This window comes from Anabaena sp. FACHB-83 (assembly GCF_014697485.1).
In the GTDB taxonomy this organism is placed as follows: domain Bacteria; phylum Cyanobacteriota; class Cyanobacteriia; order Cyanobacteriales; family Nostocaceae; genus Nostoc_B.
On the sequence record NZ_JACJRY010000035.1, the window covers coordinates 15079 to 38791 of the forward strand.

Genomic DNA, 23713 nt, shown 5'->3' on the forward strand with positions numbered 1-23713 from the left:
CTCACACTTCAAACCATGCAGATGAGTCTAACTACATGAATGGCAGTTGGTGACATTGCCCCCAGTGTGAAACAGCGTGAGGTTAAAAAAGGTTTTGGTAATTTAGTCATCTCACAAACTGCTGCTTACGCTCTACGGCTGATGTTTAAAGAGTTGAAGAAAGCTGTACAGACAGTATCATAAACCTACTACTCCCCTAACGGGGAGTTGAAAATTCACTAGTAACAATCTAAAGTGAACTATTAAACTGAGAACATAGCCCAATCTCAGCCCTCTTCTAGCAGTTTGTTGTCAAAATGGTTTCCACATTCCCCAGTTCTTATTCTGTTGATTTATCCCGTGTGCGACTTTCTATTCGCACATTGCAACCACAATTAGTAGAGTGGCGGCGGCGACTACATCAACAACCAGAATTAGGCTTTCAAGAAAAACTGACGGCTGAGTTTGTCGCTAGTAAGTTGCAAGCCTGGGGAATTGAACATCAAACTGGTATTGCAAAAACTGGTATTGTTGCCACTATTAAGGGGACTAAACTCAGCACTCACACTTCGACTACTTCGGCTGCGCTCAGTACAAGTCCGATCAGTGTACAGCACTCAGCACTCAGCACTGAGAAAGTACTAGCAATTCGGGCGGATATGGATGCTTTGCCCATTCAAGAATTGAACGAAGTACCGTATAAATCGCAGCATGATGGCATTATGCACGCTTGTGGACATGATGGACATACAGCGATCGCACTAGGTACAGCATACTATCTCCAGCAGCATCGAGAAGACTTTGCAGGGACTGTAAAAATTATCTTCCAGCCAGCCGAAGAAGGGCCGGGAGGTGCAGAACCAATGATTGCGGCTGGGGTGCTGAAAAATCCTGATGTCGATGCCATTATTGGTTTACACCTGTGGAATAATCTCCCCTTGGGAACTGTCGGTGTTCGTGCTGGTGCGTTGATGGCGGCGGTGGAATTATTCAACTGCACAATTTTAGGCAAAGGTGGACATGGTGCAATTCCCCATCAAACCGTTGATTCGATTGTCGTTGCAGCGCAGATTGTCAACGCCCTACAAACCATTGTCGCCCGGAATGTTAACCCCATCGATTCCGCAGTGGTGACTGTTGGCGCACTGCACGCAGGTACAGCACATAATGTCATTGCTGATACTGCAAATATGAAAGGCACAGTGCGCTATTTTAACCCCGCATTTGCAGGCTTTTTTAAACAACGCATCGAGCAAATTATAGCTGGAGTTTGCCAGAGTCATGGCGCAAACTATGACTTAGAATATTGGAGTTTGTATCCCCCAGTAATTAATGATGCGGGGATTGCAGAATTAGTGCGATCAATTGCCGAAGAAGTGGTAGAAACGCCTGTAGGAATTGTGCCAGAATGCCAAACAATGGGCGGCGAAGATATGTCTTTCTTCTTACAAGAAGTTCCCGGCTGTTACTTCTTCCTTGGTTCTGCTAACCCAGACAAAGATTTAGCTTATCCCCATCATCACCCACGATTTGATTTTGATGAAACTGTCCTACCAATGGGTGTGGAAATATTCATCCGTTGCGTGGAGAAGTTTTTTAGTTGAGTTTATTTAGGATATTTCTGTTAATTTACAATCAAAAATAACAAGCCCAAAAATTATGATGAATTCCTTTTCATCGGCGACATCACAAAATGGACAAAACAATAACGAAGTTTCCGTAAATGTTATTGTTAAACAACAAGCGGATGGCAACTATTTTGCCATTGTTCCAGGCTTGCCAGAATTACAAGTAGAAGCAAGCGATCGCACTACTGCATTAACTGAACTTCAACAACGTATAGAAACCCATCTGGCTGGTGCAGAAGTTGTTTCTTTATCTGTAAAACTGCCCTCCACTGAGCAGAAAAACCCCTGGTTAGCAATGGCTGGAGTTTTTCAAGATGACCCACAATTTGAACAAGTACTTGAAGCTATAGAAAAGTATCGACATGAATTAGATGAGACTACAGAAAGTTATTTTTTGCAAGAGTAGGAGCGTAATTGTCTAGGTAAAAAGCCGATGATAAAATGGGTGCTTGATACTGACTATGTTTCGCTACTCCAACGAGGTCATCCAGTAGTTGTTAATAAAGTAGCTGCTGTGAATCCTGCGGAAATTGCAATCACATTAATCACGATTGTTGAGCAAATGTACGGTCGTTTGGATGTAATTAAACGCGGGAAATCAAAACAAGAATTAGTTACAGCTTATGTTTTATTCAGAGAAACATTTAATCTGTTGTGTCAAGCGAATATTCTTGATTTTAATGAAGCTGCATTTGATATCTATAACGAATTATTAAAGCAAAAAATTCGCGTTGGTACACAAGATTTAAAAATTGCTGCTATTGCACTTTCTTTAAATGCTACAGTTGTAACGCGTAACTTTAAGGATTTCCAGAAAATCCCTAATTTGAAAATTGTCGATTTGTCAATTACTGAAGGTCAGTGAACTCAGTAAAAAATTACTTTGCGCCTTTGCACCTTTGCGTGGACTTTTGATATTATCATCAGCAGCGCCAAAATATTGAATTATTTATGTCTGAAAACAATACAGACGCTTTGAGAAGTTGGTTAATAGTCTTACCAATTATATTTATTCTGTTTTTATCTGCCGTTTTTTTATACCATTTAACTTTAAAAATGATACAGATATGCAAGCAGCGCCTCGACTTCTCCTGACGGAGACGCTGCGCGAACGCTCGGCGAACAGAAATAGAGGTGAACAACCGATGATTTATAATCAATCAGAGTTTGATTTGCGTTGTGAGTGGGGCGCACAAGGAATTGCTCAACTTGCTCCTATTAGTGATGTCGTTGTTATAGTTGATGTGCTTTCTTTTTCTACCTGTGTAGAGATTGCTACTAACAACGGAGCGATAATTTTTCCATATATATTTGGTGATGAATCAACTCAAGATTATGCAAATTCGATACAGGCTGAATTAGCAACTCACAGACAACAAGGGTCTATAAATAAATATTCTCTCTCGCCAGTATCACTGATGAACATCCCATCTGGTACTCGGCTAGTTTTGCCTTCACTTAATGGTTCGACTCTGACTTTGCTAACTGGAAGTACACCTACTTTGGCGGGTTGTTTGCGAAATTGCGAAGCTGTAGCGCGGTTTGCCCAAAAATATGGAAGTAAAATTGCTGTGATTCCATCTGGTGAGCGATGGCAGGAAGATGGTAGCCTCAGACCAGCTTTTGAAGATTTGATTGGTGCTGGGGCTATTTTGAGCTATTTAGATGGCAGTTTATCACCAGAAGCGGCGATCGCTCTCCAGTCATTTCAAGCTGTTCGCCAAGATTTACTGAGTTACCTACAAAAATGTAGTTCTGGTAAGGAGTTAATTGCTAAAGATTTCGCCTCTGATGTTGAATTAGCCGCAGCTTTTAACATCAGCAGTTGCGTACCTTTATTTACTGATAACGCCTATAGAAAACAGTTAATTTAGGCAATTAAATGCAAAACAGCACCATTTTCAACCGTAGGGTAGGCAATGCTTACAACTTAAAAATCAAGGTTTGAGCCAGTTTTTAGCATTGCCCACCTTACCTTAATCGCAATAACCCAACTGCTACAAGATGTGGATAAAAACGCTTATCTTAAAAGTTTTCCTCCTGACTTGAAAGTGCTGAGTGCTGAGTAAAAATGCTAGTTCCACTTTCATGCTTGGCTATGAAACTTGTTTCATCGGGACTACCTTCTGCCTCCGGTTGGTGAATCTCGACTTCGCTCGATTACCGCGAAGCCGAACCACTGCCTCCTATTTACAAGTCACATTGATGAGTTTGGCAATATTTTGCACTATCAATCTCGTTTTGCAATTGATTTAATTTAATAATTTGAAAAGCTGAACCGCCTTGCACCTCAGCCAGAATATAAGCATATTTTTGACCTCTATAATAATGGTCTCGACCAACTTTAGTAACACGGCGAGATTGGCTAAAGTCATTAGCAATATTCGCGTTATAAATGCTTTGAATTAACTTCACTGCCTTGGGATTTTTGCTGGTGAATTTGATACTAGAGTCGCCGCTAATGGTGATTCCTTCTTTGGTGACTATGCCATTCTCTGCCGGAACATCAACATAGAAATATAAATTACCTTTATTACCTGAATAACCATGTGCTTCGCTACTATAGGTAAGTCTTGGTAATTGAGTTTTAGTTTTTGCCCATTTAATTACAGTGTTAATGTTTTGTCCTGGCAGTGCATTAGCAGGTTTAGTCGCCCATACAACCGCTAAAGATGACAAGGCTGCTAAGGTAATGAAGTTAAATTTATTACTGTTTTTCATAGTTCTTCCCTGTAGTAATGCTGGTTGCTACAGCATAGCCGATGATCATTTCGGGGTCATCTTGCAGGAAGCAACTGAGAGAGTGTTAATTTTTGTGGACAAAAGCCAAAATCAAGCGATCGCACTTGTCAACCAACACTCAAAATTTTTTTAGCTCTATACGATTCAGAAACCCCTATGTCGAGGGCTAATTCATCTTCCATATCGAAATTATGGTTGGTAATACCCTGACAAAACTTGATGGAAGTGAGAAATACCATATTCAATGTCTGCAAGCTGAAGCACACCATAAGCTTGGGAATGAACACTTGCTTGGAGCGATCGCACTACCCTAAAGTCTTCATTTAACACCCGTTCAAATTCAGTCCGAAATTTCTCAATCTGGTAAGGAAATTCTTCAATCTGTGCTTTTGTTTGATAAATAAAAACCTCAAACTTAGTTCTTGTGGGAGATAAAGGAGTCAGTTTAAAAACTGAAACTTTGTCTTTTGCCGTATTGACCATCATATTAGGAAAGATAAAGCCCTGATATGATTGTCCTTTTGGCTCTCCTGAAAAAGCAGGGTGATTTTTGACAAATTCATCATCTGTGAAAGGAACAAATATTTGATAGTGTCTGCCAGTTGGAGTATAAATAATATTCTTGGGGTCAAAACACTTTAAACTTTGGGCATGAACAACAGACAAATGATAGCATTCTAAATAATTCTCAATGGGAAATTTCCAGTTAGCTGGCTCTTCATAAAACCAGTGATCAACCTGTTGAAGTTCCTCCCAAGAATGCTTATACTGATTTAAATAGTCTGAGAATCCAGCCAAATAACTGACTAACGATTCCCCTTGTGATTCTGGGTGAACAAAGATAAAGCCGCCCCATATCTCGACGCGTCCTTTGGCTAGATAGACAGCTGACTGATCTAAATTGGGAAAACATTCAGCACGAGGCAAACCTTTGAGATTCCCTTCATAATTGAAGTTCCAACCATGATAAGGGCAACGCACCCGTTGACAATTACCTTGTCCTTCCAACATCCGCGCTCCTCGATGCGGACAAACATTGTGCATCGTTCGCAATTTGCCATGATTATCTCTAATTACGAACATAGGCTGATCTCCAACTTGGCAAGTGAGATAATCCCCAGGATTTGCTAAATCAGATTCACGTCCTACAAACTGCCAAGTTTTACGCCAGATAGTTTGCTGCTCATAAGCAAAAATTTGCTCACTAAAGTAGTAATTACCAGGTAGTCCAACTTTTGCTTGATGACTACTAGTAGTTTCATCAACCAATGAAGGATGGGAGAAGATATTCATCATGTTCAGTTATATTTAAATTAATATTTTTGAGCGATCGCAGGGCTGAAATCAACCTCAAATACAATTGCCTCTTGTGCTAACTCCTGCCACCAAACCTCCATTGCATCTATCATTTGCCGAAACCCTGTTGTAAACTCTTCAAATTGTTCGGGTCGTATATATTCTGCTACGGATGTTCGTAAACCAGCTTCATGTTCAAGTTCCCATTCGTTTAAATGCTTGCTAAAGAAATAGTGCAAATTTGTGGGCATAGGATTTTCCAACAAGCATTCTACCAGTTGCATAATCAAAGTTAATTCAGGAATTGCAGTTGCTTCGATCGCATAAGTTGCCCCAAGTACGTAGAGTAGTTGTTGCTCAAATATCAATTGCACAGTTGTCAGTAGTTTGGATGTAGCGATTGAGGGCATAGTGTTTTTCACAGGAACACCCAGCCCTTCTTCTAGTCCTTCTGCTAAAAGCCTGTAATGAGAAACTCCTTGGGTAGTGCTACCCATTTCCTCAGCTATATTTTCTGTGAGTTCCTCAACTACACTATTCCAACCTGCTGTAAGTGCTTTCTGTCTTGCTAACTCTGTGAAACTCACCAATTCTTTTGGAAAAATAGAATATTGCTGTATCACATAAATAATTTGAGCAAAGCTCCTCTCATTCACTATTCGGAAAACAGGATTTTCCGTAATGCTAAATGCTAAATAATCCTGAGAAATAAGTTGATTAAGATGCTTCGTTAAGTGATGAAAATCTATCAAATGGTTAGTCATTACTACAGATTTTTTAAATAACATTTAAGCCTTAATTTTGCCAATATTTGACGTGTATCTAACATTATTGTCTGACTATACTAGCTTTTTAAAAATTATGTTTCCTGAGTGAATGCGCTGAGGTTTTATAAAATATCAAATAGATTTAAACTAGTGTTTTTATCAAACAAATATAAAGAATTAATGTTTTATTTATTTTAATTATATTTTTTATTAAAAAATAGATTGCGTAGCAATATATTGAAAATATGTAAATAGAGATATTTCCTATTAATTAATAAAGTTTTTATAAAATAACATTTTATTTTGATAGTCTGAAGTTGCTCATGGGTAATCTAGGTTAAGCAAATAACTTCTCTTACCAAGATTTACAACTCATGAAAATACATCGATCTAGCAAAGTCCGCGCATTTTCGTTACAGCTTGTTCTGATCGTTCCTTTCGTGTTGCAAGTTTTTGGTATTGTGGGGTTAGTTGGATATCTGTCATATAAAAACGGCGAAAAAGCGGTCAACAATCTAGCCGATAAATTGATGGAGCGAACTAGTAGTGAGGTAAATCAACATTTAGATGCTTACCTGTCAATCCCCCATAGAGTTATTCAATTAAATGCGGAAGCAATTCGTATGGGATTGCTTGATGTGCGCGATCGCCTTAAAGTTGGCAAGTATTTCTGGCATGAAATGCAAGCCTATGACCTAACCTTTATCAGCTTAAATCTAGCCACTGGCGAAGGGGCTGGTGCTGGTCGTTACGATGGTAAGACTGTGACAATCGATGATAATGCCATCAAAACACCAGACCGACCAAAAAATACGAAAACTTACTTAACGGACAAAGATGGTAATCCCACCCAAGTGATGACGACCAGTACATGGGATACCCTCAATGAGCCTGCGTATACTGAACCGGTAAAAGCGGGAAAACCTATCTGGGTTCGCATTTATACTTACTATGACCCCGCATATCCTCCATATATTGTGGCATCAGCAGGCCGTCCGGTTTATGATGCTGGTAAAAAACTGATTGGTGTTGTGGGGGCTGAAATCCACCTGTTGAAACTCAGCGAATTTTTGCAAAAACTGGATATTAGTCGTTTTGGAGAAGTTTTTATTATTGAGCGTGATGGTATGTTAGTCGCCAATTCTGCTCAAGAAAAACCTTTTACCGTAGAGAATAACCAAATTAAGCGCCTCAAAGCAATCGACAGCCCTAATCCTATGGTCAAGGGCATCGCCAAGCAACTTCAGCAGCAGATTCCCGATTTCCACTCGATTACCAATACCCAAAAACTGACAGTCAATGTTCAAGGAGAATATTTGAATCTCCATATTGTGCCTTGGCATGATGAATATGGTTTGGACTGGTTGGTGGTAGTTGGTATTCCCGAAAAAACTTACATGGCACAAATCAATGCCAACACCCAATCTAGCATTCTGCTGTGTTTTGGGGCCTTAATATTAACAACGACGATTGGCATATTTACTTCGCGCTGGATTGCCAGTCCAATTTTGCGTTTGAATCAAACTACCCAAGCAATAGCATTCGGTGATTTACAACAGACACTCCAACAGGGCAATATCCATGAACTCAATATCCTTGCTGACTCGTTTAATTATATGGCAGGGCAACTGCGCGAATCCTTTATTGCTTTAGAAAATAGTAATGCCGAACTAGAAGAGCGAGTGGAAGCACGGACTTGTGAACTTCAAACAGCCTTGAGTGAATTGCAGCGTACCCAAGCACAAATAGTTCAAAGTGAAAAAATGTCTAGCCTAGGCCAATTGGTAGCAGGCATCGCCCATGAAATCAATAACCCGGTCAACTTTATTCACGCTAATCTCGCTCACCTAGATGAATATACTCAAAACTTGTTGCAGATGATTTATCTTTGCCAAGAACGCCATTCTAGCAATGACCCAGAAATTCAAGTATTAGCAAAGGAAATGGATCTAGAATTTCTCATCGAAGATTTACACAAAATTTTGTCTTCGATGAAAGTTGGGACTGAGAGGATTCGGAGCATTGTACTGTCTCTGCGGAATTTTTCGCGGATGGATGAGGCGGAATTTAAAACAGTTGATATTCATGAAGGCATCGAAAGTACGTTATTAATTTTGCAACACCGCCTCAAAGACAAACCAGACCGCCCAGGAATTGAAGTTATTCGAGATTATGGCAAATTGCCCCAGGTAGAATGCTATCCTGGTCAACTCAATCAAGTATTGATGAATATTCTGGTAAATGCAGTGGATGCCCTTGATGAGGTAGATATCAAGCGCACTTATCAACAGATACAAGAAAATCCTAGCCAAATTACTATCCGCACTTCAGTCGTTGATGCCAAATTGCTAGAAATTGCGATCGCTGATAATGCCCAAGGAATGCCAGAATCTATTCAAAAGAGGATATTCGATCCATTTTTCACCACCAAACCTGTAGGCAAAGGAACAGGTATGGGTATGGCAATCAGCTACCAAATCATTACAGAAAAGCATAGTGGGAAATTACAATGTTTTTCCACCCTTGGGGAAGGCAGTAAATTTGTAATTCAATTGCCTATCCGGCAACTAGTTCCTCAAACGAAGCTGACTGAATTAAGCTAAAAGCAAACATTTGTATATTTTTGTCGGAGCTAAAGAAAATCTCAGTTGCGACTCCAGTAAAATGTTTTTGTAAAGTTTTTAACTTTCAGATACAAAACTTAGATTTTGTCTCATGTCGCAGGAAGTATTTATTCTTAGTTTTGCTTAAACAAGGCTACAGAATCTACATACTTCTTAATAAATTACCAGGAAAAACGCAAAACGTTCTAATCTAAAAGCTGACTGGGTTAATTTTACTGGCAGTTTTGAAGGCGGTACTCTGAAGGCATAAACACATCAATGTGTCAAGCCTCAAAGCGACCCAGACTTAACACATAAACGATTATGATGGGAGTTTTACAAATCCGATGAGTGTTAAGGCGAGTGGTGGAAGCTCAGTTGCGCGTCCGCAACTATATCAAACCCTAGCTGTAGCAACCATTTCTCAAGCGGAACAGCAAGACCGCTTTTTAGGAACTGGTGAATTAAATGAACTGGCAAGCTATTTTGCATCTGGTGCAAAACGTTTAGAAATTGCCCAGATTCTCACAGAAAATTCCGAGATTATCGTATCTCGTGCAGCTAACCGGATATTTGTCGGTGGTTCGCCAATGGCTTTCTTAGAAAAGCCCCAAGAACCAGAATTAGTGACTGCTGGCGCTGCTGTTGGCGCTGGTGATATCACAGAAGGCATGAAACTGGGAACAGTCACCTACGTTGAAAGCCGTGGTGGGTTCTTAGAAAACTTGCGTTCTATCTTCAATACTTCTCCTGGTGGCCCAACACCTCCAGGGTTCAGACCAATAAACGTTTCTCGTTACGGACCAAGCAACATGGCCAAGAGCTTGCGGGACTTGTCCTGGTTCTTGCGCTATGCTACTTATGCGATCGTAGCTGGCGACCCCAACATTATTGCTGTAAACACCAGGGGTCTGCGGGAAATTATTGAAAATGCTTGTTCTGGTGAAGCAACTATTGTGGCTTTGCAGGAAATTAAGTCAGCATCCCTGTCTTACTTCCGCAAAGATGCTGAGGCTACAGAAATTGTGTCTCAGTACATGGATGTGTTGCTGACAGAATTTAAAGCACCCACACCTTCGACCAAAGTACGTCAACGTCCTTCTGGCGACCAACAAGGTTTACAACTGCCGCAAATTTATTTTAATGCCGCAGAACGCCGTCCCAAGTATGTGATGAAGCCTGGGTTATCAGCTACCGAAAAAAATGAGGTAGTCAAAGCAGCATATCGGCAAATTTTTGAGCGCGATATTACCCGTGCTTACAGCTTGTCGATTTCTGATTTGGAATCCAAGGTAAAAAATGGCGACATCTCCATGAAAGAGTTTGTCCGCCGTTTGGCAAAATCTCCGCTTTACCAAAAACAGTTTTATCAGCCTTTTATTAACAGCCGCGTCATTGAACTTGCTTTCCGTCACATTTTGGGACGGGGGCCAAGTAGCCGGGAAGAAGTCCAAAAATACTTCTCTATCATTTCTAATGGTGGTCTGGCTAAATTAGTGGATGCGCTGGTAGATTCTGACGAATACGCTGATTACTTTGGTGAAGAGACAGTACCCTACATTCGCGGTTTGGGTCAAGAAGCCCAAGAATGTCGGAACTGGGGGCCGCAGCAAGACCTGTTTAACTACAGTGCGCCTTTCCGCAAAGTACCACAGTTCATTACCACATTCGCAGCTTACGAACAACCATTACCAGATCAACACCCTTATGGTTCTGGTAACGACCCATTAGAAATTCAATTTGGGGCGATTTTCCCGAAAGAAACTCGCAACCCCAGCACCCGTCCAGCGCCATTTGGTAAAGATACAAGACGGATCTTGATTCACCAAGGGCCGGGAATTAATAACCAACTGAGTAACCCAAGAGCGCGAGGTGTAGCGCCTGGTAGCCTGGGGCCAAAAGTATTCAAGCTGGATCAACTTCCTGGCACTATTGGTAAGAAAGCCGCCAAGGGTGCAAGTGTTAAGTTCTCTGAAAGCTCCACCCAGGCAGTAATTAGAGCAATTTACTTGCAAGTTATCGGTCGTGATGTTTACGAAGGTCAACGGCTGAAAGTCCAAGAAATTAAGCTGGAAAACGGCGATATTTCTGTACGGGAATTTGTCAGAGCTTTGGCTAAGTCTGACTTGTTCCGTGGTTTGTACTGGACACCGTTGTATGTTTGTAAAGCGATCGAATACATCCACCGTCGCTTGTTAGGTCGTCCGACCTACGGTCGCCAAGAAAATAATAAATACTTTGACCTTGCTTCTAAGAAAGGTTTTTACGCTGTTGTTGATGCCATCTTAGATAGCGTGGAGTACAGCGAAGCCTTTGGAGAAGATACAGTTCCTTACGAACGCTATCTAACTCCGGCTGGTGTGTCATTGCGACAACTGCGTGTTGGTACTATCCGCGAGGATGTGGTCGCCACCAAAGTTGATAAGCAAGAAACACCCCGCTTTGTGGAATTGGGTGCTGTGAGCCAAAATCGCACAGAACCAGATATTCAGTTCCGGATTAATCAAGGTGTTAGCAAGCAACGGGAACAAACAAAAGTCTTCAAGCTGGTAGCAAATACATCTGATAAAGTTGCAGTGCAAACTTTAATTAGTGCTGCTTACCGCCAGATTTTTGAGCGCGACATTGCACCTTACATCGCTAAAAACGAATTCACCAGCCTAGAAAGTAAGCTGGGTAACGGTGAAATCACCGTGAAAGAATTTATTGAAGGTTTGGGTTACTCTAACCTCTACCTGAAGGAGTTCTACACACCTTATCCCAACACTAAAGTAATTGAGTTGGGAACCAAGCACTTCTTAGGACGTGCGCCTGTTGACCAAGCAGAAATCCGCAAGTATAACCAGATTTTGGCTACCCAAGGTCTGAAGGCGTTTATTGCTGCGTTGTTAAATAGTGCAGAGTATCGCCAAGTATTTGGAGAAGATACAGTTCCTTACCGTCGCTTCCCAACTTTACCTGCGGCTAACTTCCCCAACACCGAGAAGCTTTACAACCAACTCACTAAACAAAACGATGATGTGGTTGTGCCTAGCTTTAAGCCAGTCAAAGCAAGGATGGAGTCTGCCAAGACACCAATTTTGGCAAAAGCGATCGCAGATTTGGCAGCCCAAGCACGGCAAATCGACAAGACCAAGCCGTTGTTTATCGAGTTGGGTCGTTCTTACAACGATGGTCGCGGTCAATCTGTCGAAGTGGGTGTGGGTACCAGCCGCCGTAAGCCTGCACGGATTTTCCGCTTAACAGATGGTAGTAGCCAAACCGAAAGGCAGCTAGTAATTAACGCTGCTTACTGTCAGGTATTGGATGTGTTTAGCGGTCAAGTTCCTGATTATTACCGTCGTAGCGAACTCGACAGCAGACTGCGGAATGGTGAAATCTCAGTGCGCGAGTTTGTCCGAGAACTCGCCAGCTCCGAAATCTATCGCAAACGCTTCTATACTCCTTATCCCAACACCAAGGTGATTGAATACCTATTCCGTCATCTGTTGGGTCGCGCACCAGCTACTCAAGGCGAAATCCGTCAATATAACAAACTATTGGCTGATAGCGGTTTGAGAGCAGCTGTAGAAGCAATTATAGATAGCCCAGAATACGCTCGCTACTTTGGTGAAGATGTGGTTCCATACCCACGCTTCCCATCTCTACCTGCTGGTAACTACCTCGGTAGTGTTCAGGCTGCTGCTGACCTGGTGAAACAATCTTGGTCTAGCTTGTCTCCGGCTGTATTAACTGGTCGTCCAAGCGATCGCTAATACTTAGTCAATAGTCCAGGTTCAATAGTCAAGAGGTTAACACTCTTGACTATTGACTCATGGCTATAAACTATTGACACTTTACCTTTAGCAACACTCCTCTCAGATTGTGTGTTCAGGTGTAAATCTGAAAAGGAATATTACAAAATATTAAGAGCAGTCATAAATGCTCAACAGAATGCCGGAGAATATTTTGCGGAAGGTAGCTGAGTTTTACAGCTCGTGTAGTTGAAATTAACACCAGCAAACTCGTAAAGTATTAGCTACAGCAGCGACTCAACTGTTGTATCTAAAAAACAACGAGAGAACGTAGCTACCATTCAACCGAAATTAAAATCGCACCAGTTTCATATCCTGGTTTCATTAGTACTGGAGGAATCCATTAATGAGTATCGTCACGAAGTCCATCGTGAATGCTGATGCAGAAGCTCGCTACCTCAGCCCTGGCGAATTAGATCGCATCAAGGCTTTTGTTTCTGGTGGCGCACAACGCCTCCGCATCGCTCAAGTTTTAACCGACAACCGTGAGCGTCTAGTTAAGCAAGCTGGCGACAGCTTGTTCCAAAAGCGTCCTGATGTTGTATCTCCTGGTGGTAACGCTTACGGTCAAGAATTGACAGCTACCTGCTTACGCGACCTAGACTACTACCTACGCCTCATCACCTACGGAATCGTTGCTGGTGACGTTACACCCATCGAAGAAATCGGTATCATCGGCGTTCGTGAAATGTACAAGTCTTTAGGTACTCCTATTGATGCTGTTTCCGCAGGTGTTGCTGCACTGAAAAATGCTGCTTCTACCCTGTTGTCTGCTGAAGACGCTTCTGAAGCTGGCTCTTACTTTGACTACGTAGTAGGTTCATTGGCGTAGGGTAAAGCTTTTTCCCTGCTGACACAAACTGTTGCAATACGGTTGAAAATAAGGAATTAACAAAATGGCTCAAGACGCAATTACCGCTGTCATTAACTCTGCGGACGTTCAAGGTAAATACCTCGATACAGGTGCTTTAGAAAAGTTAAAAGCCTACTTTGCAACTGGTGAACTGCGCGTTCGTGCAGCTACCACCATCAGCGCAAACGCAGCTGCGATCGTTAAAGAAGCTGTTGCTAAATCTCTGTTGTACTCTGATATCACCCGTCCCGGTGGTAACATGTACACCACCCGTCGTTACGCTGCTTGTATCCGTGACTTGGATTACTACCTCCGCTACGCTACCTACGCTATGTTAGCTGGCGATCCTTCCATCCTGGATGAGCGTGTATTAAACGGCTTGAAAGAAACCTACAACTCCTTGGGTGTACCCGTAGGCGCTACTGTACAAGCTATCCAAGCAATCAAAGAAGTAACCGCCAGCTTAGTCGGCCCCGACGCTGGTAAAGAAATGGGCGTTTACTTAGACTACATCTCCTCTGGCTTGAGCTAAGAGCTAGTTGGCATCTAAGTCATTAGGTGCAGCTTTATTAAGGTCTGGAAATCAACTGTGAGTGCTAGAACGTCTTGTCGCTTATTGCAATTGCATAGATTATGATGAGTGTTAGTGGTCTAGTATTGATGTTTGATTTCCAGCCTTGGAAAGATTAATTAAAGATTTGTCTAAAAAATATACTCCCGCTTCATTTTGAGATAAAAAAAGTTTTCACACTCACCACAGGAGATTCATAACATGGCGCGGTTGTTTAAAATTACTGCTTGCGTTCCAAGCCAAACCCGGATTCGTACTCAACGCGAACTACAAAATACCTATTTCACCAAATTGGTTCCTTACGAAAATTGGTTCCGCGAACAGCAACGGATTCAAAAAATGGGTGGCAAAATCGTTAAAGTGGAACTGGCAACTGGCAAGCAAGGTACCAACGCTGGGCTGTCCTAATTCATCTATACAAATAGAACTTTATTGTAGGGAGTTCCCAAGAGGTCAAAAAAGACCTCTTTTTTTATCGATATTTTAGGTCTAAAACCCCGTCCCAAAAGCTGGAACTGGAACTAATCTATCTAAAAAAACAAAAAAATAAGGTTTTAGTAAAGGGTGCAGGGGTATGAGGGTATAAGGGTGTAAGTATTCAAAACCCTTACACCCAATCCCCACAGACAATTGTGGTGTGTAAGTCCTGTTTAGGCAGACACTCTGCTCGTGCAGAAATTGGTCAAGATGTTGATAAATCATTGAAGATTACTACATATCATCCAGAAGTCAGAATTGAGAATCATCAGTTCTGACTTTTGAATTTTTACAGAACTTCTGCGCTAAAATATTGCCAAAATACTGGGTGTGACAAACTGGCGATCGCAGTTTATCCAGGAGTGAGGGAGAGGAAAGTATTTTTGGATTACCTAAAACCTAAAATTACAAATTAATTATGTTTTCTCCGATTCCTTGCCATTTACCGCGTGTCACCATTGTTGGTGCTGGTAGAGTTGGTAGTACTCTCGCCCAACGTATTGCTGAGAAGAATTTAGCAGATGTGGTGTTACTCGATATTATTGAGGGTATGCCGCAGGGTTTAGCACTGGATTTAATGGAAGCTAGAGGAATAGAACTGCATAACCGTCAGATTATCGGGACGAATAATTATGCTGATACGGCTAATTCTGAAATTGTGGTGATTACGGCTGGGTTACCGCGTAAACCGGGAATGAGTCGGGATGATTTGCTGAGAACTAATGCCAAGATTGTCGTCGAAGCCGCGAAAAATGCGATCGCACATTCGCCCAATGCAATTTTTATTGTCGTCACCAACCCTTTAGACGTAATGACTTATTTAGCTTGGCAAGCCACAGGTTTACCACGCGATCGCATTATGGGTATGGCTGGCGTGTTAGACTCAGCCCGCTTTGAAACTTTCATCGCTTTAGAATTGGGTGTTTTACCTGCGGATGTGAAGGCGATGGTATTAGGTAGCCACGGCGATTTAATGGTTCCATTGTCTCGTTATGCCACCGTTAACGGCATTCCCATTACAGAATTATTAGACGCAGCTACCATTGAAAGTTTAATAGCAAGAACCCGCAATGGTGGTGCAGAAATTGTTGAATTAATTCAAACAGGTGGCGCATTTTTCGCCCCTGCATCGGCGACAAGTATGATGGTTGAGTCAATCTTATTAAATCAATCGCGGCTATTGCCAATTGCGGTTTATTTAGAAGGCGAATATGGTTTAAAAGATGTAGTAATTGGTGTGCCTTGTCGCTTAGGCTACGGTGGAATTGAAAGTATTTTAGAATTAAGTTTAAGTGAAAGTGAAATAGCAGCGTTGCATAATTCTGCTAAATCTGTGCGGAAAAATATCGAGCGATCGCAAGAAATTTTAGCAGTGAAATAAGAATAGCAATCGCTTATTTCATTTTCACAATGATGCCACAAATAACTTTTCCTCACGGTCAGCAGCAAACGCAAGACAGGCTTTAATATCTTCAGATGTCAGTTCTGAAAAATCTTCTAAAATTTCTGCTTCTGTCATACCTCCTGCAAGATATTCGAGAATATCATATACGGTGATTCGCATTCCCCGAATACAGGGTTTACCGCTCCGCTTTCCGGGTTCGATAGTAATAATATTTTGGTAGTTCATGATTTAGATATCTTCCCTAGAAAAAACAATTTATACGTGAACTTATTTCACAATTTTATCTCAACAATAAGACAAATAATATTGCGATCGCAAGAGATATTATAGGTTTTCTCGTTGTAGTGAAGTCCGAGCAAGAATAATTAACCGCCGATGGACGCAGATAAATTTGTAACTCGGCAGACTGGAAAACGCTATAGCTGGAATTTCATAATTTTGCTTCATATTTATTGCTGATAGATTTTTCAAAAGTATTTATTCTATGAGTAACTTTTAAGAAGTGTCATTTGATTGACATATATAACAATATTATTTAATTTATAAAAATCTTGCTCAGAACCCCGACTTTTTTTATAAGTCAGCGATATTCTGTGTCAATATTCAGCAATTACGCGGTTATTTTTTACTCTCGGAATCATTTAAAAAGAAACAGTCGCTACGATGTTTTTTGTCAGAAAAAATACTCAATATGCCAACCAAAAATATAGCTCAGACGAAAACTCGCCTCCTTTTGGCTTTGTGGGATTTGGGAGGAGTGCAGCAGGAAGTAAAAAAAGGCTTATTGACTAAGCGTATTGTTTCCAAAGGTAAAAAAGCAGCAGATTACCAAAGTGTATTCGAGGAATTACGGAAGCAAGGCGCGATCGCAATTTCCAAAACGGGCTATTCTCTTGCTTCTCCCAAGGGTTTAGAAGTTCTAGGTGAGGGTTTGAGAAGTTCCGAGTTTAGATTTGACGGAACTATTGTTGGGAGTTGGACTGCAAATGCACTAGTTAAATGGATTGGTGGAATTAATAGCACAGTTACTAGTACACCCGCACCAGAAAAACCTAACAAGGGTGCGATCGCTTCCTACGAAGAATTTAAGTTAGTCGTGCTGGAAGTCTACGACAAATTGAATTATGAATACAACTTCAATCATCTAGTTCCAATTTATCGGATTAGAAGACAAGTAGGCGATCGCTTAAGCCGTACAGAATTTAATGATTGGCTGCTAGAAATGCAAGCTGACGATATTTTGCAACTACAAGGCGGAAGTGTAGAAGATAGCGCACCAGACAAGATAGAAGATTCTATCACCACAGTCTTAGATGGATTACGCTGTTACGCCAGACTGTTGAAAGCATAAATTTTTTGTACTCCTCACTCAATAAATATCATCTCAAAAACTATGATTGCTACCACATCTACCATTGATGAACTGATTAGAAATAAAAATCCATTCGCCGGACATATTGTTGTCAGACCGCAACAAATATGGGGAAAAAGTTATCCCGATGTTACCTCAATTAATGCTCATGCTTCTGATGCAGTGTTTAATGCAGTTGAACAGATCCGCCAAGGAAAACGTGAGACTGTAGGCATTACTATAACTGCTGAAAAAGGATTGGGTAAGAGCCATATTATTAGTCGCATTCGCCATCGCTTACAAGCAGAAAATACAGCTTTATTTATCTACATGGGTAAGTATGACAATCTGAATCAGATTAAATCTCAATTTTTGCAAACTGTTGCTTCTAGCCTGAGAGCTTTTGGCAGTCAAGATTTGATGCAGTGGCAAGAAATAGCAGCAGCTTTAATTAATGAAGCGAAGAAATGTAACTATACCCCACGGCAATACATCAATGGCTACCCAAATTTGTTAAAAAATTCACCAAGGATAATTGATGATTTAACAGAAGCAGTTCTGAAAATTAAGCCTGAGATTACTAACCCCTATATTATTCGAGCTATTCTGTAGACACTTTCTAATCCACATGCTCAGTATGCAACTTATTGGTTATCAGGTTTAGAAATTACACAAATACAAGCTGATTCTCTAGGTCTGCCAAACTCCAAAAATGATGATAAAGAAGCTGAGGCTTTAAGTAATGTACGCCAAATATTAGATATAACTAGCAATTATAAAGTTCCCGTAATCTGTTTCGATGAATTAGATATTGCAGATATTTCCGACACAGGATTTACCGCACCTCAAATTGTCGCTAACTTAGTCAAGGACTTGTACAACAGTCTCAAAAGAGGTGTTTTATTACTATCAATGTATCCCGAAACATGGAATGAGCAAATTAGAACACTACCACAGGCTGATGCAGTAATTGATAGATTGGCAAGTGAAAAATCTGACAGGCAACCGATAGCATTAAATTATCTTAATTCTGATAATGTGCTTGCTCTTGTCCAAGCATGGCTAAAAGATTTTTACCAAGATAATCAAGAAAATCCACCACATCCTCTTTATCCATTTGATGAAAATAAACTTAAAGAACTTGGGAAAGGAAGACCAACTTTAAGGTCAGTTTTAAAATGGTGTGCAGACAATTTTGTAATTAATACACCTATTATTAATAATGGTGGAAAAATAGATAAAAATTCTATAGATACAGAATCCGAGCCAATAATCACTCCACACCCAGTTAAAGCATATTTCGATAATGAATTATCGAACGTAGAAGCTTCTATTGATTCATTAATGGAAGAAGCTACAACTATTAGTGATGCTATCTGGTTGGCTTTTGTGAGCTTGGTTGATAAAACTGTAGAAGAAATTGCCATTGAAGCCATTGAGGACTTATCTGGTATTGAAACTGGTGCATCAGGTGACAGGTTTATTGATTTCAAAGTTATCGGTAATAATAGGAAAGTGAGAATTGGAGTAAGTGTAGTTCAGAAAGATGGTAGGTTTATAGGTGCTGCATTAGATAGACTAATCGACTACAAAAGATTTGACCTAACTCGCGGTTGCCTAGTTCGTTCTAAAACAATTAGCCCAAATGCTGCATTAGCTAGAGAACGTTTGAGAGTACTTTTACAAGATAAAGGTGGAGAATGGGTAGGCTTTCAAAGTCAAGATGTTAAAGCTCTATTAGCTATCTATTTTGTTTGGTACAACAGCGAAAGCTACGAACTAACAGAAGAACAAGTATTTGATTTTATTGAGCAGCAACAATTAGCAATCAACAATCCTTTGATTCGAGAAATACTCAGTGATCCTTCTGGTCAAGAACCAGATAATTTGACTGATGATGAATTACCTATGAGAATACCTCAAAGCATTTCTATCGCTGATAATATACAACTAACTCTATAACTAATAAAGCATGAATAAGCTGTTTTCACTGCCAACAGCTTTGTGTTTACCTGCCCCTGAAATTGAAGCTTTAATACAGGGGCAAACAATAGCAGCTATGCCCAAGATATTTATTCGTCCTGGGCAGAGATTTGCTCTTTATCCAGCACAAAGTTTATCTATTGCATTACCATTTGAGAAATACTATCGGGTCAATATCTTACCTGTTAGTAATCTCGATGCTACTCATACATCTAATATTAAATCTTGGGCAAAATGTGAATTTTGCCAAATTTTAGATGAAACTAAGCCATTAGATATTTTGTCTCAATTAACCATCTTTTCTCCAGAAGCTTTAAAGGAGATAATTAAACAGCAGCAGCATATTTTTCTAGCTTATTTACGTGTGTATAATTTAGCTAGTTATCAAGAATTTGCAGTTAACTCAAATATTCAAGATAAACTAGGTAAATTTGTTAGTTCACAATCTTCTATAACTGTAACTGAAGAATTACCAGTATTAAGCGATCGCACTTTTACCCAACGCAAACAGCAACTAGAAAAATTAGAACCACCTCTACACCCTGAATTACAAGAATTGCAAAGTGCATTAGCTTCAATAGCAATTACTAACCCAGCCGCGAAAAATTTAGATGATGAGATTAAAGTATTTTTAGGGTGGAATATTTATCAATCTCATCAGATTTTAGATACGGACTTAACTTGGATTAAAAAAATTGCTGAAGTTGGTAATTCTAGTGATGGTCATCAATTTGAAAAGCTAGTACGTCGTGGACTGATAAAATTAGGTTTTACTGGTTTAGGGCTTAATCCAGATGCAACTGGTGGAGCTGGAGGAATGGATTTTTACACTGAAAACCCTTTCTCAATGGTAGGAGAGTGTAAAGCAACTAAAACTGAGAAAGTTCCTGATGGTACTCCGGCTCAATTGCTCAAAATAGGTATGAACCATTTAGGTAAATTTCAGTATGATAATTCTATTAAATTAATCGTAGCGGCTGGAGAACTAAATAGTTACGCATTGAGAACAGCAACCGAAAATCATATGAACGTTATTAGTCCTGAGACTCTACAAAAATTAGTTGAACTGCAAACATATTATAAAAACTCTATTAATTTATTAGAGCTAAAACTATGTTTACAACAAGCTCCTTTTGGTTTAGCAGAAGAAAAAGTCAATAATTATCTTGAAAAAGTAGAACAATCCATAAAATTGCGATCGCACTTAGTTAACTTAGTTAAAAACTATTTACACAATTCAGGCACAGAATCCGCAGGTGTAGACGCTTTACATGGTGCTTATTTTGGCTCGAATCCACCACGTCCAATCAAAACCGAAGAAATGCACGAAATTTTGATAGAACTTTCTTCACCGTTAACAGGCTATTTAGGTAGAGAAAAAGGAACGGATTGGAGGAGCGATCGCTTTTATTTTCTGCGTGAGTTACAAATATACTCAAGATAGCTAAATGCTATATAGCATTGCTAAATCATTTGTGAACCCAAAGATCCCCGACTTCTTCAAGAAGTCGGGGATCTGAGCCTCTCGATTCTCACCAATCAAATAAGATTGCTATAGTAACCATTATCTTTCAAACATCTCTTTTATCCCAAGGTCAAAATGCCGGCTTGATAATTAACAAGCAATGGCAAGATTTTTAACCACTCTGAACCTAACAAAAATTCTGTAATCTCATCCCCTGCATACACAGGGATTTCATACTCTTTTTCGTCTAATATTAACTTTCCTAAATATACCTTGAATGAGGTTTCGCCTTGTGCAGTTCGTAAAGTATCTCTACCAAGATAAGACCAGCCTAAACTCTCTATATCTTGCTGGTTTAGAGCTAAAAAGCCTGTGAAGCCAGTATCTAACATGGTATCTACAGGTAAATTTAACCCATCTTCAGTAATTAACTCAATCACAAAAAATAGTTGCCCATTTTCTCCAAAGCTGCCCTGAATCATATTCTGCCAGTGCTTCCTGTTTCGTTTATGCAAAAAACACAGTGGTCAGCATTTGGGTAATTTTCTAATGCTTTTTTATGCGCTTGTATATTTTCAGGGTCAATGAAATAATCACCACTATTTGGCTCAATTGCAATATACCAACCGTAATGTTCCTTAATCAACTCAGGACGCACGCGCTCAAAAATTGCTCGACAACGCTGATAAAATGCTTCATCTTCTGCTTTGCGTCTAGCTAATTCTTCAGGTGATAAAGTTCGTTCGGGAAATATTCGGCCTTGGCGTGCAGGTTGTTTTGCGGTTGATTCAGCCATATTAATAGGATGATGTATTCATTTCCTATTATAAAAAAGTAAGGGCGATCGCCTCTACTTTCTTCTCAACCCCAAGTAATATTAAAACTCTGCGTTCTCTGCGCCTCTGTGGTGCAAAAAAATAGGCAGTGATAATCAATACCACCGCCTAAAATCAACACCAGTTTAATCTATCGTCACGACATTAGTTATTACTTGCGTCCATATTCATCAGCCGGATCGCCAAAAGGGTCTGCACTAGTTGGACTAATATTGCTGTACTCATCAGGCGTGTCGCTAGAGGGTTCTTGATTAGCTGGACTTAAGCCTTCATAAATTTGGTCTTCTGGCTCAAGATAATCATCTTCGCTATCTGGACGCACATTACTTTTATCTGTCTCTTGGTCAAACTCATTATTATTTGAGCCTGTGAAAAACTCTTTCGCTCTTTGAAAAAAGCCGTTTACCATAATAATGACTCTCCTATATTTTTTACTAAATAGATTTGTTAACTTGCTTATTAAAAGCTCATAGTAAAAATTATCAAGGAATCTTTGCAGTATTTACTCCTGCCTTTGAGAGAAATAGCACTCACTCTCTAGAAATATGTTCATGATTTACGCACAAAGATTATCTGTGGAGATTGGGTGGGGTTTGGGGTGTAAGGATTTTGAATCAGTACACCCCTATACCCCTGTACCTCTACACCCTCACCAAAACCCTTGATTTTTCGTTTTGATGCGTAAGTCCTAATGTTGTTATGGCAGATGACAGAGTTATAGTATACCTGTATATGAATTTACCTTAAAATAATCAATTATCTCTGCGTATTTAAGTTCTGTTCATAGGCTAAAAAATTACATTGCTTGCTATTAATCGGATTTACCCGCCTAGAGGGTCTTTTAAGAAATGGTGTAGGGATATCAGGGTTTGACACGTCTATATTCTTCGATAAAGACGGAATTTTGGGTTTTTTTAGGTTATTAGGGATGGAGGGGAGAGCGATCGCCTGTCCCCAAAAAATTGTAGTGTCCGTAAATATGAAGTTAACTTGTTCTAAAATTTACAAAAAATTTATACTTAGCTACTGTGTAACTTCATTTACAGAAATTAGTTTTGTTAATACTGTCGATAAACTCAACTTATACTTATTACACTGGTAATTATCCCTAACAATTATTAAAACTAAAACCAATAACATTATGTATTATCAACTCTGGAATTTATTCTTGAGCGAGGATAAGTATTTCTATTGGAAGGAGAAGGTCAAATTACTGCCAAGATTTGACCATTTTACATGGCAGAAAATTATTGATTTTTTATCACTAGTAGAGCAGAATTTTTTTCTCAGTACTCAACTAGAAAAAATCGATAGCATTGAAGAGTTTCTGATATTGGCTAAAGAAAATGGGTACAAATTGACTCAAGAAGCAGTTGCATGGTTTGTAATTACCAGAAAACAAATTTGGGATTTGTTGGATACTGCACAGAAAATCCCATCTTTAAAAGAACAATTACTAGCTGCTAAAAATCCACAACAGTTTATTAAAATAGCTACCGAGCATCGGTTTCATTTTTCTATTGAAGAATTAGCATGGCTATTAACTGAAGTTAAATGTTCGCCAGAATTAGTATCTCTCAATAATAGTGTGGGAGAAATTTTCACAGCTTCAAATTACGGCAGAATTGAAATCGGATATTGGATTTGGTTAGCCGAAGATTGGGGAATAGTACCACCATTCTGTCATGTGCATAAATCTGATAATCTTGTCAGTGAAAATATCCTCAATCCATTTTTCCTAGATCGCTGCTTTTTACCTAAGAGCTACTTTACTCAAAGGTTGATGAGTGTGGTGTGAGGAAAGGGGCGAGGGAGTAGAGGCTAGAGGTTAGGAATTTGTACTTTTTGATTCAGCACTTTTGAAGTAAGTAATGAGTAATAAGTAGTGAGTAATAAGTAAATTTCCGACTCATCACTCATTACTCATTATTTGCCATACAATTAAGCATCCTGATCGTTGAAG

22 protein-coding genes and 1 pseudogene are annotated in these 23713 nt (G+C 39.9%); 15 read left to right on the top strand and 8 right to left on the bottom strand.

From position 1 onward, the window contains the following. Positions 1-39 precede the first annotated feature (39 nt). From H6G79_RS36995 to H6G79_RS27380, 5 genes are all read left to right on the top strand, one after another. On the top strand, positions 40-183 hold the full coding sequence (locus H6G79_RS36995) for a hypothetical protein (RefSeq protein WP_242048571.1): 144 nt from the start codon (positions 40-42) through the stop codon (positions 181-183). A gap of 113 nt (positions 184-296) precedes the next feature. Beyond that, positions 297-1583, top strand: a complete 1287-nt coding sequence (locus H6G79_RS27365) for a M20 family metallopeptidase (RefSeq protein WP_190593205.1) — start codon at positions 297-299, stop codon at positions 1581-1583. A gap of 55 nt (positions 1584-1638) precedes the next feature. Beyond that, positions 1639-2013: a hypothetical protein gene (locus H6G79_RS27370; protein ID WP_242048573.1), complete on the top strand. Its 375-nt coding sequence runs from the start codon at positions 1639-1641 to the stop codon at positions 2011-2013. Between the two features lie 27 nt (positions 2014-2040). Continuing rightward, positions 2041-2472, top strand: a complete 432-nt coding sequence (locus H6G79_RS27375; RefSeq protein ID WP_190593206.1) for a type II toxin-antitoxin system VapC family toxin — start codon at positions 2041-2043, stop codon at positions 2470-2472. A gap of 202 nt (positions 2473-2674) precedes the next feature. Further along, on the top strand, positions 2675-3481 hold the full coding sequence (locus tag H6G79_RS27380; protein ID WP_242048575.1) for a 2-phosphosulfolactate phosphatase: 807 nt from the start codon (positions 2675-2677) through the stop codon (positions 3479-3481). Between the two features lie 316 nt (positions 3482-3797). Here H6G79_RS27380 and H6G79_RS27385 read toward each other — a convergent pair whose 3' ends face one another. The 3 genes from H6G79_RS27385 to H6G79_RS27395 all read right to left on the bottom strand — a co-directional run bounded on the left by H6G79_RS27385 (position 3798) and on the right by H6G79_RS27395 (position 6409). After that, positions 3798-4328: a hypothetical protein gene (locus H6G79_RS27385; protein WP_190593207.1), complete on the bottom strand. Its 531-nt coding sequence runs from the start codon at positions 4326-4328 to the stop codon at positions 3798-3800. 210 nt (positions 4329-4538) lie between these two features. Continuing rightward, positions 4539-5645: an aromatic ring-hydroxylating dioxygenase subunit alpha gene (locus H6G79_RS27390; RefSeq protein ID WP_242048576.1), complete on the bottom strand. Its 1107-nt coding sequence runs from the start codon at positions 5643-5645 to the stop codon at positions 4539-4541. A 17-nt stretch (positions 5646-5662) separates the two neighbouring features. After that, on the bottom strand, positions 5663-6409 hold the full coding sequence (locus H6G79_RS27395) for a DUF3865 domain-containing protein (RefSeq protein ID WP_190593208.1): 747 nt from the start codon (positions 6407-6409) through the stop codon (positions 5663-5665). A gap of 377 nt (positions 6410-6786) precedes the next feature. Here H6G79_RS27395 and H6G79_RS27400 point away from each other — a divergent pair, with 377 nt between their 5' ends. From H6G79_RS27400 to mdh, 6 genes are all read left to right on the top strand, one after another. After that, positions 6787-9015, top strand: a complete 2229-nt coding sequence (locus H6G79_RS27400; RefSeq protein ID WP_190593209.1) for an ATP-binding protein — start codon at positions 6787-6789, stop codon at positions 9013-9015. A gap of 347 nt (positions 9016-9362) precedes the next feature. Further along, complete coding sequence (locus H6G79_RS27405; RefSeq protein ID WP_190593210.1) at positions 9363-12770, top strand: phycobilisome rod-core linker polypeptide; 3408 nt, start codon at positions 9363-9365, stop codon at positions 12768-12770. Between the two features lie 385 nt (positions 12771-13155). Further along, positions 13156-13641 (top strand): allophycocyanin subunit alpha, encoded by a 486-nt coding sequence (apcA, locus tag H6G79_RS27410; RefSeq protein ID WP_190593211.1) that lies wholly within the window; start codon positions 13156-13158, stop codon positions 13639-13641. A 64-nt stretch (positions 13642-13705) separates the two neighbouring features. Beyond that, positions 13706-14194 carry an allophycocyanin subunit beta gene (apcB, locus tag H6G79_RS27415; RefSeq protein ID WP_190593212.1) on the top strand — a complete coding sequence of 163 codons (489 nt, stop codon included), beginning with the start codon at positions 13706-13708 and terminating at the stop codon, positions 14192-14194. Positions 14195-14434: 240 nt separating this feature from the next. Next, positions 14435-14641, top strand: a complete 207-nt coding sequence (locus H6G79_RS27420; RefSeq protein WP_015114200.1) for a phycobilisome linker polypeptide — start codon at positions 14435-14437, stop codon at positions 14639-14641. 487 nt (positions 14642-15128) lie between these two features. Then, entirely contained in the window at positions 15129-16091 is a 963-nt protein-coding gene (mdh, locus tag H6G79_RS27425; RefSeq protein ID WP_190593213.1) for a malate dehydrogenase, read from the top strand. A gap of 24 nt (positions 16092-16115) precedes the next feature. On the opposite strand, the gene H6G79_RS27430 is transcribed toward mdh, so the two are convergent. Continuing rightward, on the bottom strand, positions 16116-16340 hold the full coding sequence (locus H6G79_RS27430) for a DUF433 domain-containing protein (protein WP_190593214.1): 225 nt from the start codon (positions 16338-16340) through the stop codon (positions 16116-16118). A gap of 99 nt (positions 16341-16439) precedes the next feature. Continuing rightward, complete coding sequence (locus tag H6G79_RS37470; RefSeq protein ID WP_277877354.1) at positions 16440-16562, bottom strand: hypothetical protein; 123 nt, start codon at positions 16560-16562, stop codon at positions 16440-16442. 244 nt (positions 16563-16806) lie between these two features. On the opposite strand from H6G79_RS37470, the gene H6G79_RS27435 reads away from it, so the two are divergent. From H6G79_RS27435 to H6G79_RS27445, 3 genes and pseudogenes are all read left to right on the top strand, one after another. Beyond that, positions 16807-17466 carry a hypothetical protein gene (locus tag H6G79_RS27435; protein WP_190593215.1) on the top strand — a complete coding sequence of 220 codons (660 nt, stop codon included), beginning with the start codon at positions 16807-16809 and terminating at the stop codon, positions 17464-17466. A 42-nt stretch (positions 17467-17508) separates the two neighbouring features. Beyond that, positions 17509-19428: pseudogene (locus H6G79_RS27440) on the top strand (hypothetical protein). 10 nt (positions 19429-19438) lie between these two features. Further along, the gene (locus H6G79_RS27445) at positions 19439-20893 is read left to right on the top strand and encodes a DUF1802 family protein (protein WP_190593216.1); all 1455 of its coding nucleotides are present in this window, start codon (positions 19439-19441) and stop codon (positions 20891-20893) included. A 140-nt stretch (positions 20894-21033) separates the two neighbouring features. Here the strand turns inward: H6G79_RS27445 and H6G79_RS27450 are convergent, their stop codons facing one another. From H6G79_RS27450 to H6G79_RS27460, 3 genes are all read right to left on the bottom strand, one after another. Next, positions 21034-21396, bottom strand: coding sequence for an aspartyl protease (locus tag H6G79_RS27450; protein ID WP_190593217.1), 363 nt, complete (start codon positions 21394-21396; stop codon positions 21034-21036). Further along, positions 21393-21710: a hypothetical protein gene (locus tag H6G79_RS27455; RefSeq protein WP_190593218.1), complete on the bottom strand. Its 318-nt coding sequence runs from the start codon at positions 21708-21710 to the stop codon at positions 21393-21395. Before H6G79_RS27455 ends, H6G79_RS27450 begins: the two co-directional genes overlap by 4 nt. 191 nt (positions 21711-21901) lie before the next feature. Further along, positions 21902-22159: a translation initiation factor gene (locus tag H6G79_RS27460; RefSeq protein ID WP_190593219.1), complete on the bottom strand. Its 258-nt coding sequence runs from the start codon at positions 22157-22159 to the stop codon at positions 21902-21904. Between the two features lie 732 nt (positions 22160-22891). Here H6G79_RS27460 and H6G79_RS27465 point away from each other — a divergent pair. Further along, the gene (locus tag H6G79_RS27465) at positions 22892-23548 is read left to right on the top strand and encodes a Nif11-like leader peptide family natural product precursor (RefSeq protein ID WP_190593220.1); all 657 of its coding nucleotides are present in this window, start codon (positions 22892-22894) and stop codon (positions 23546-23548) included. Positions 23549-23713: the final 165 nt, after the last annotated feature.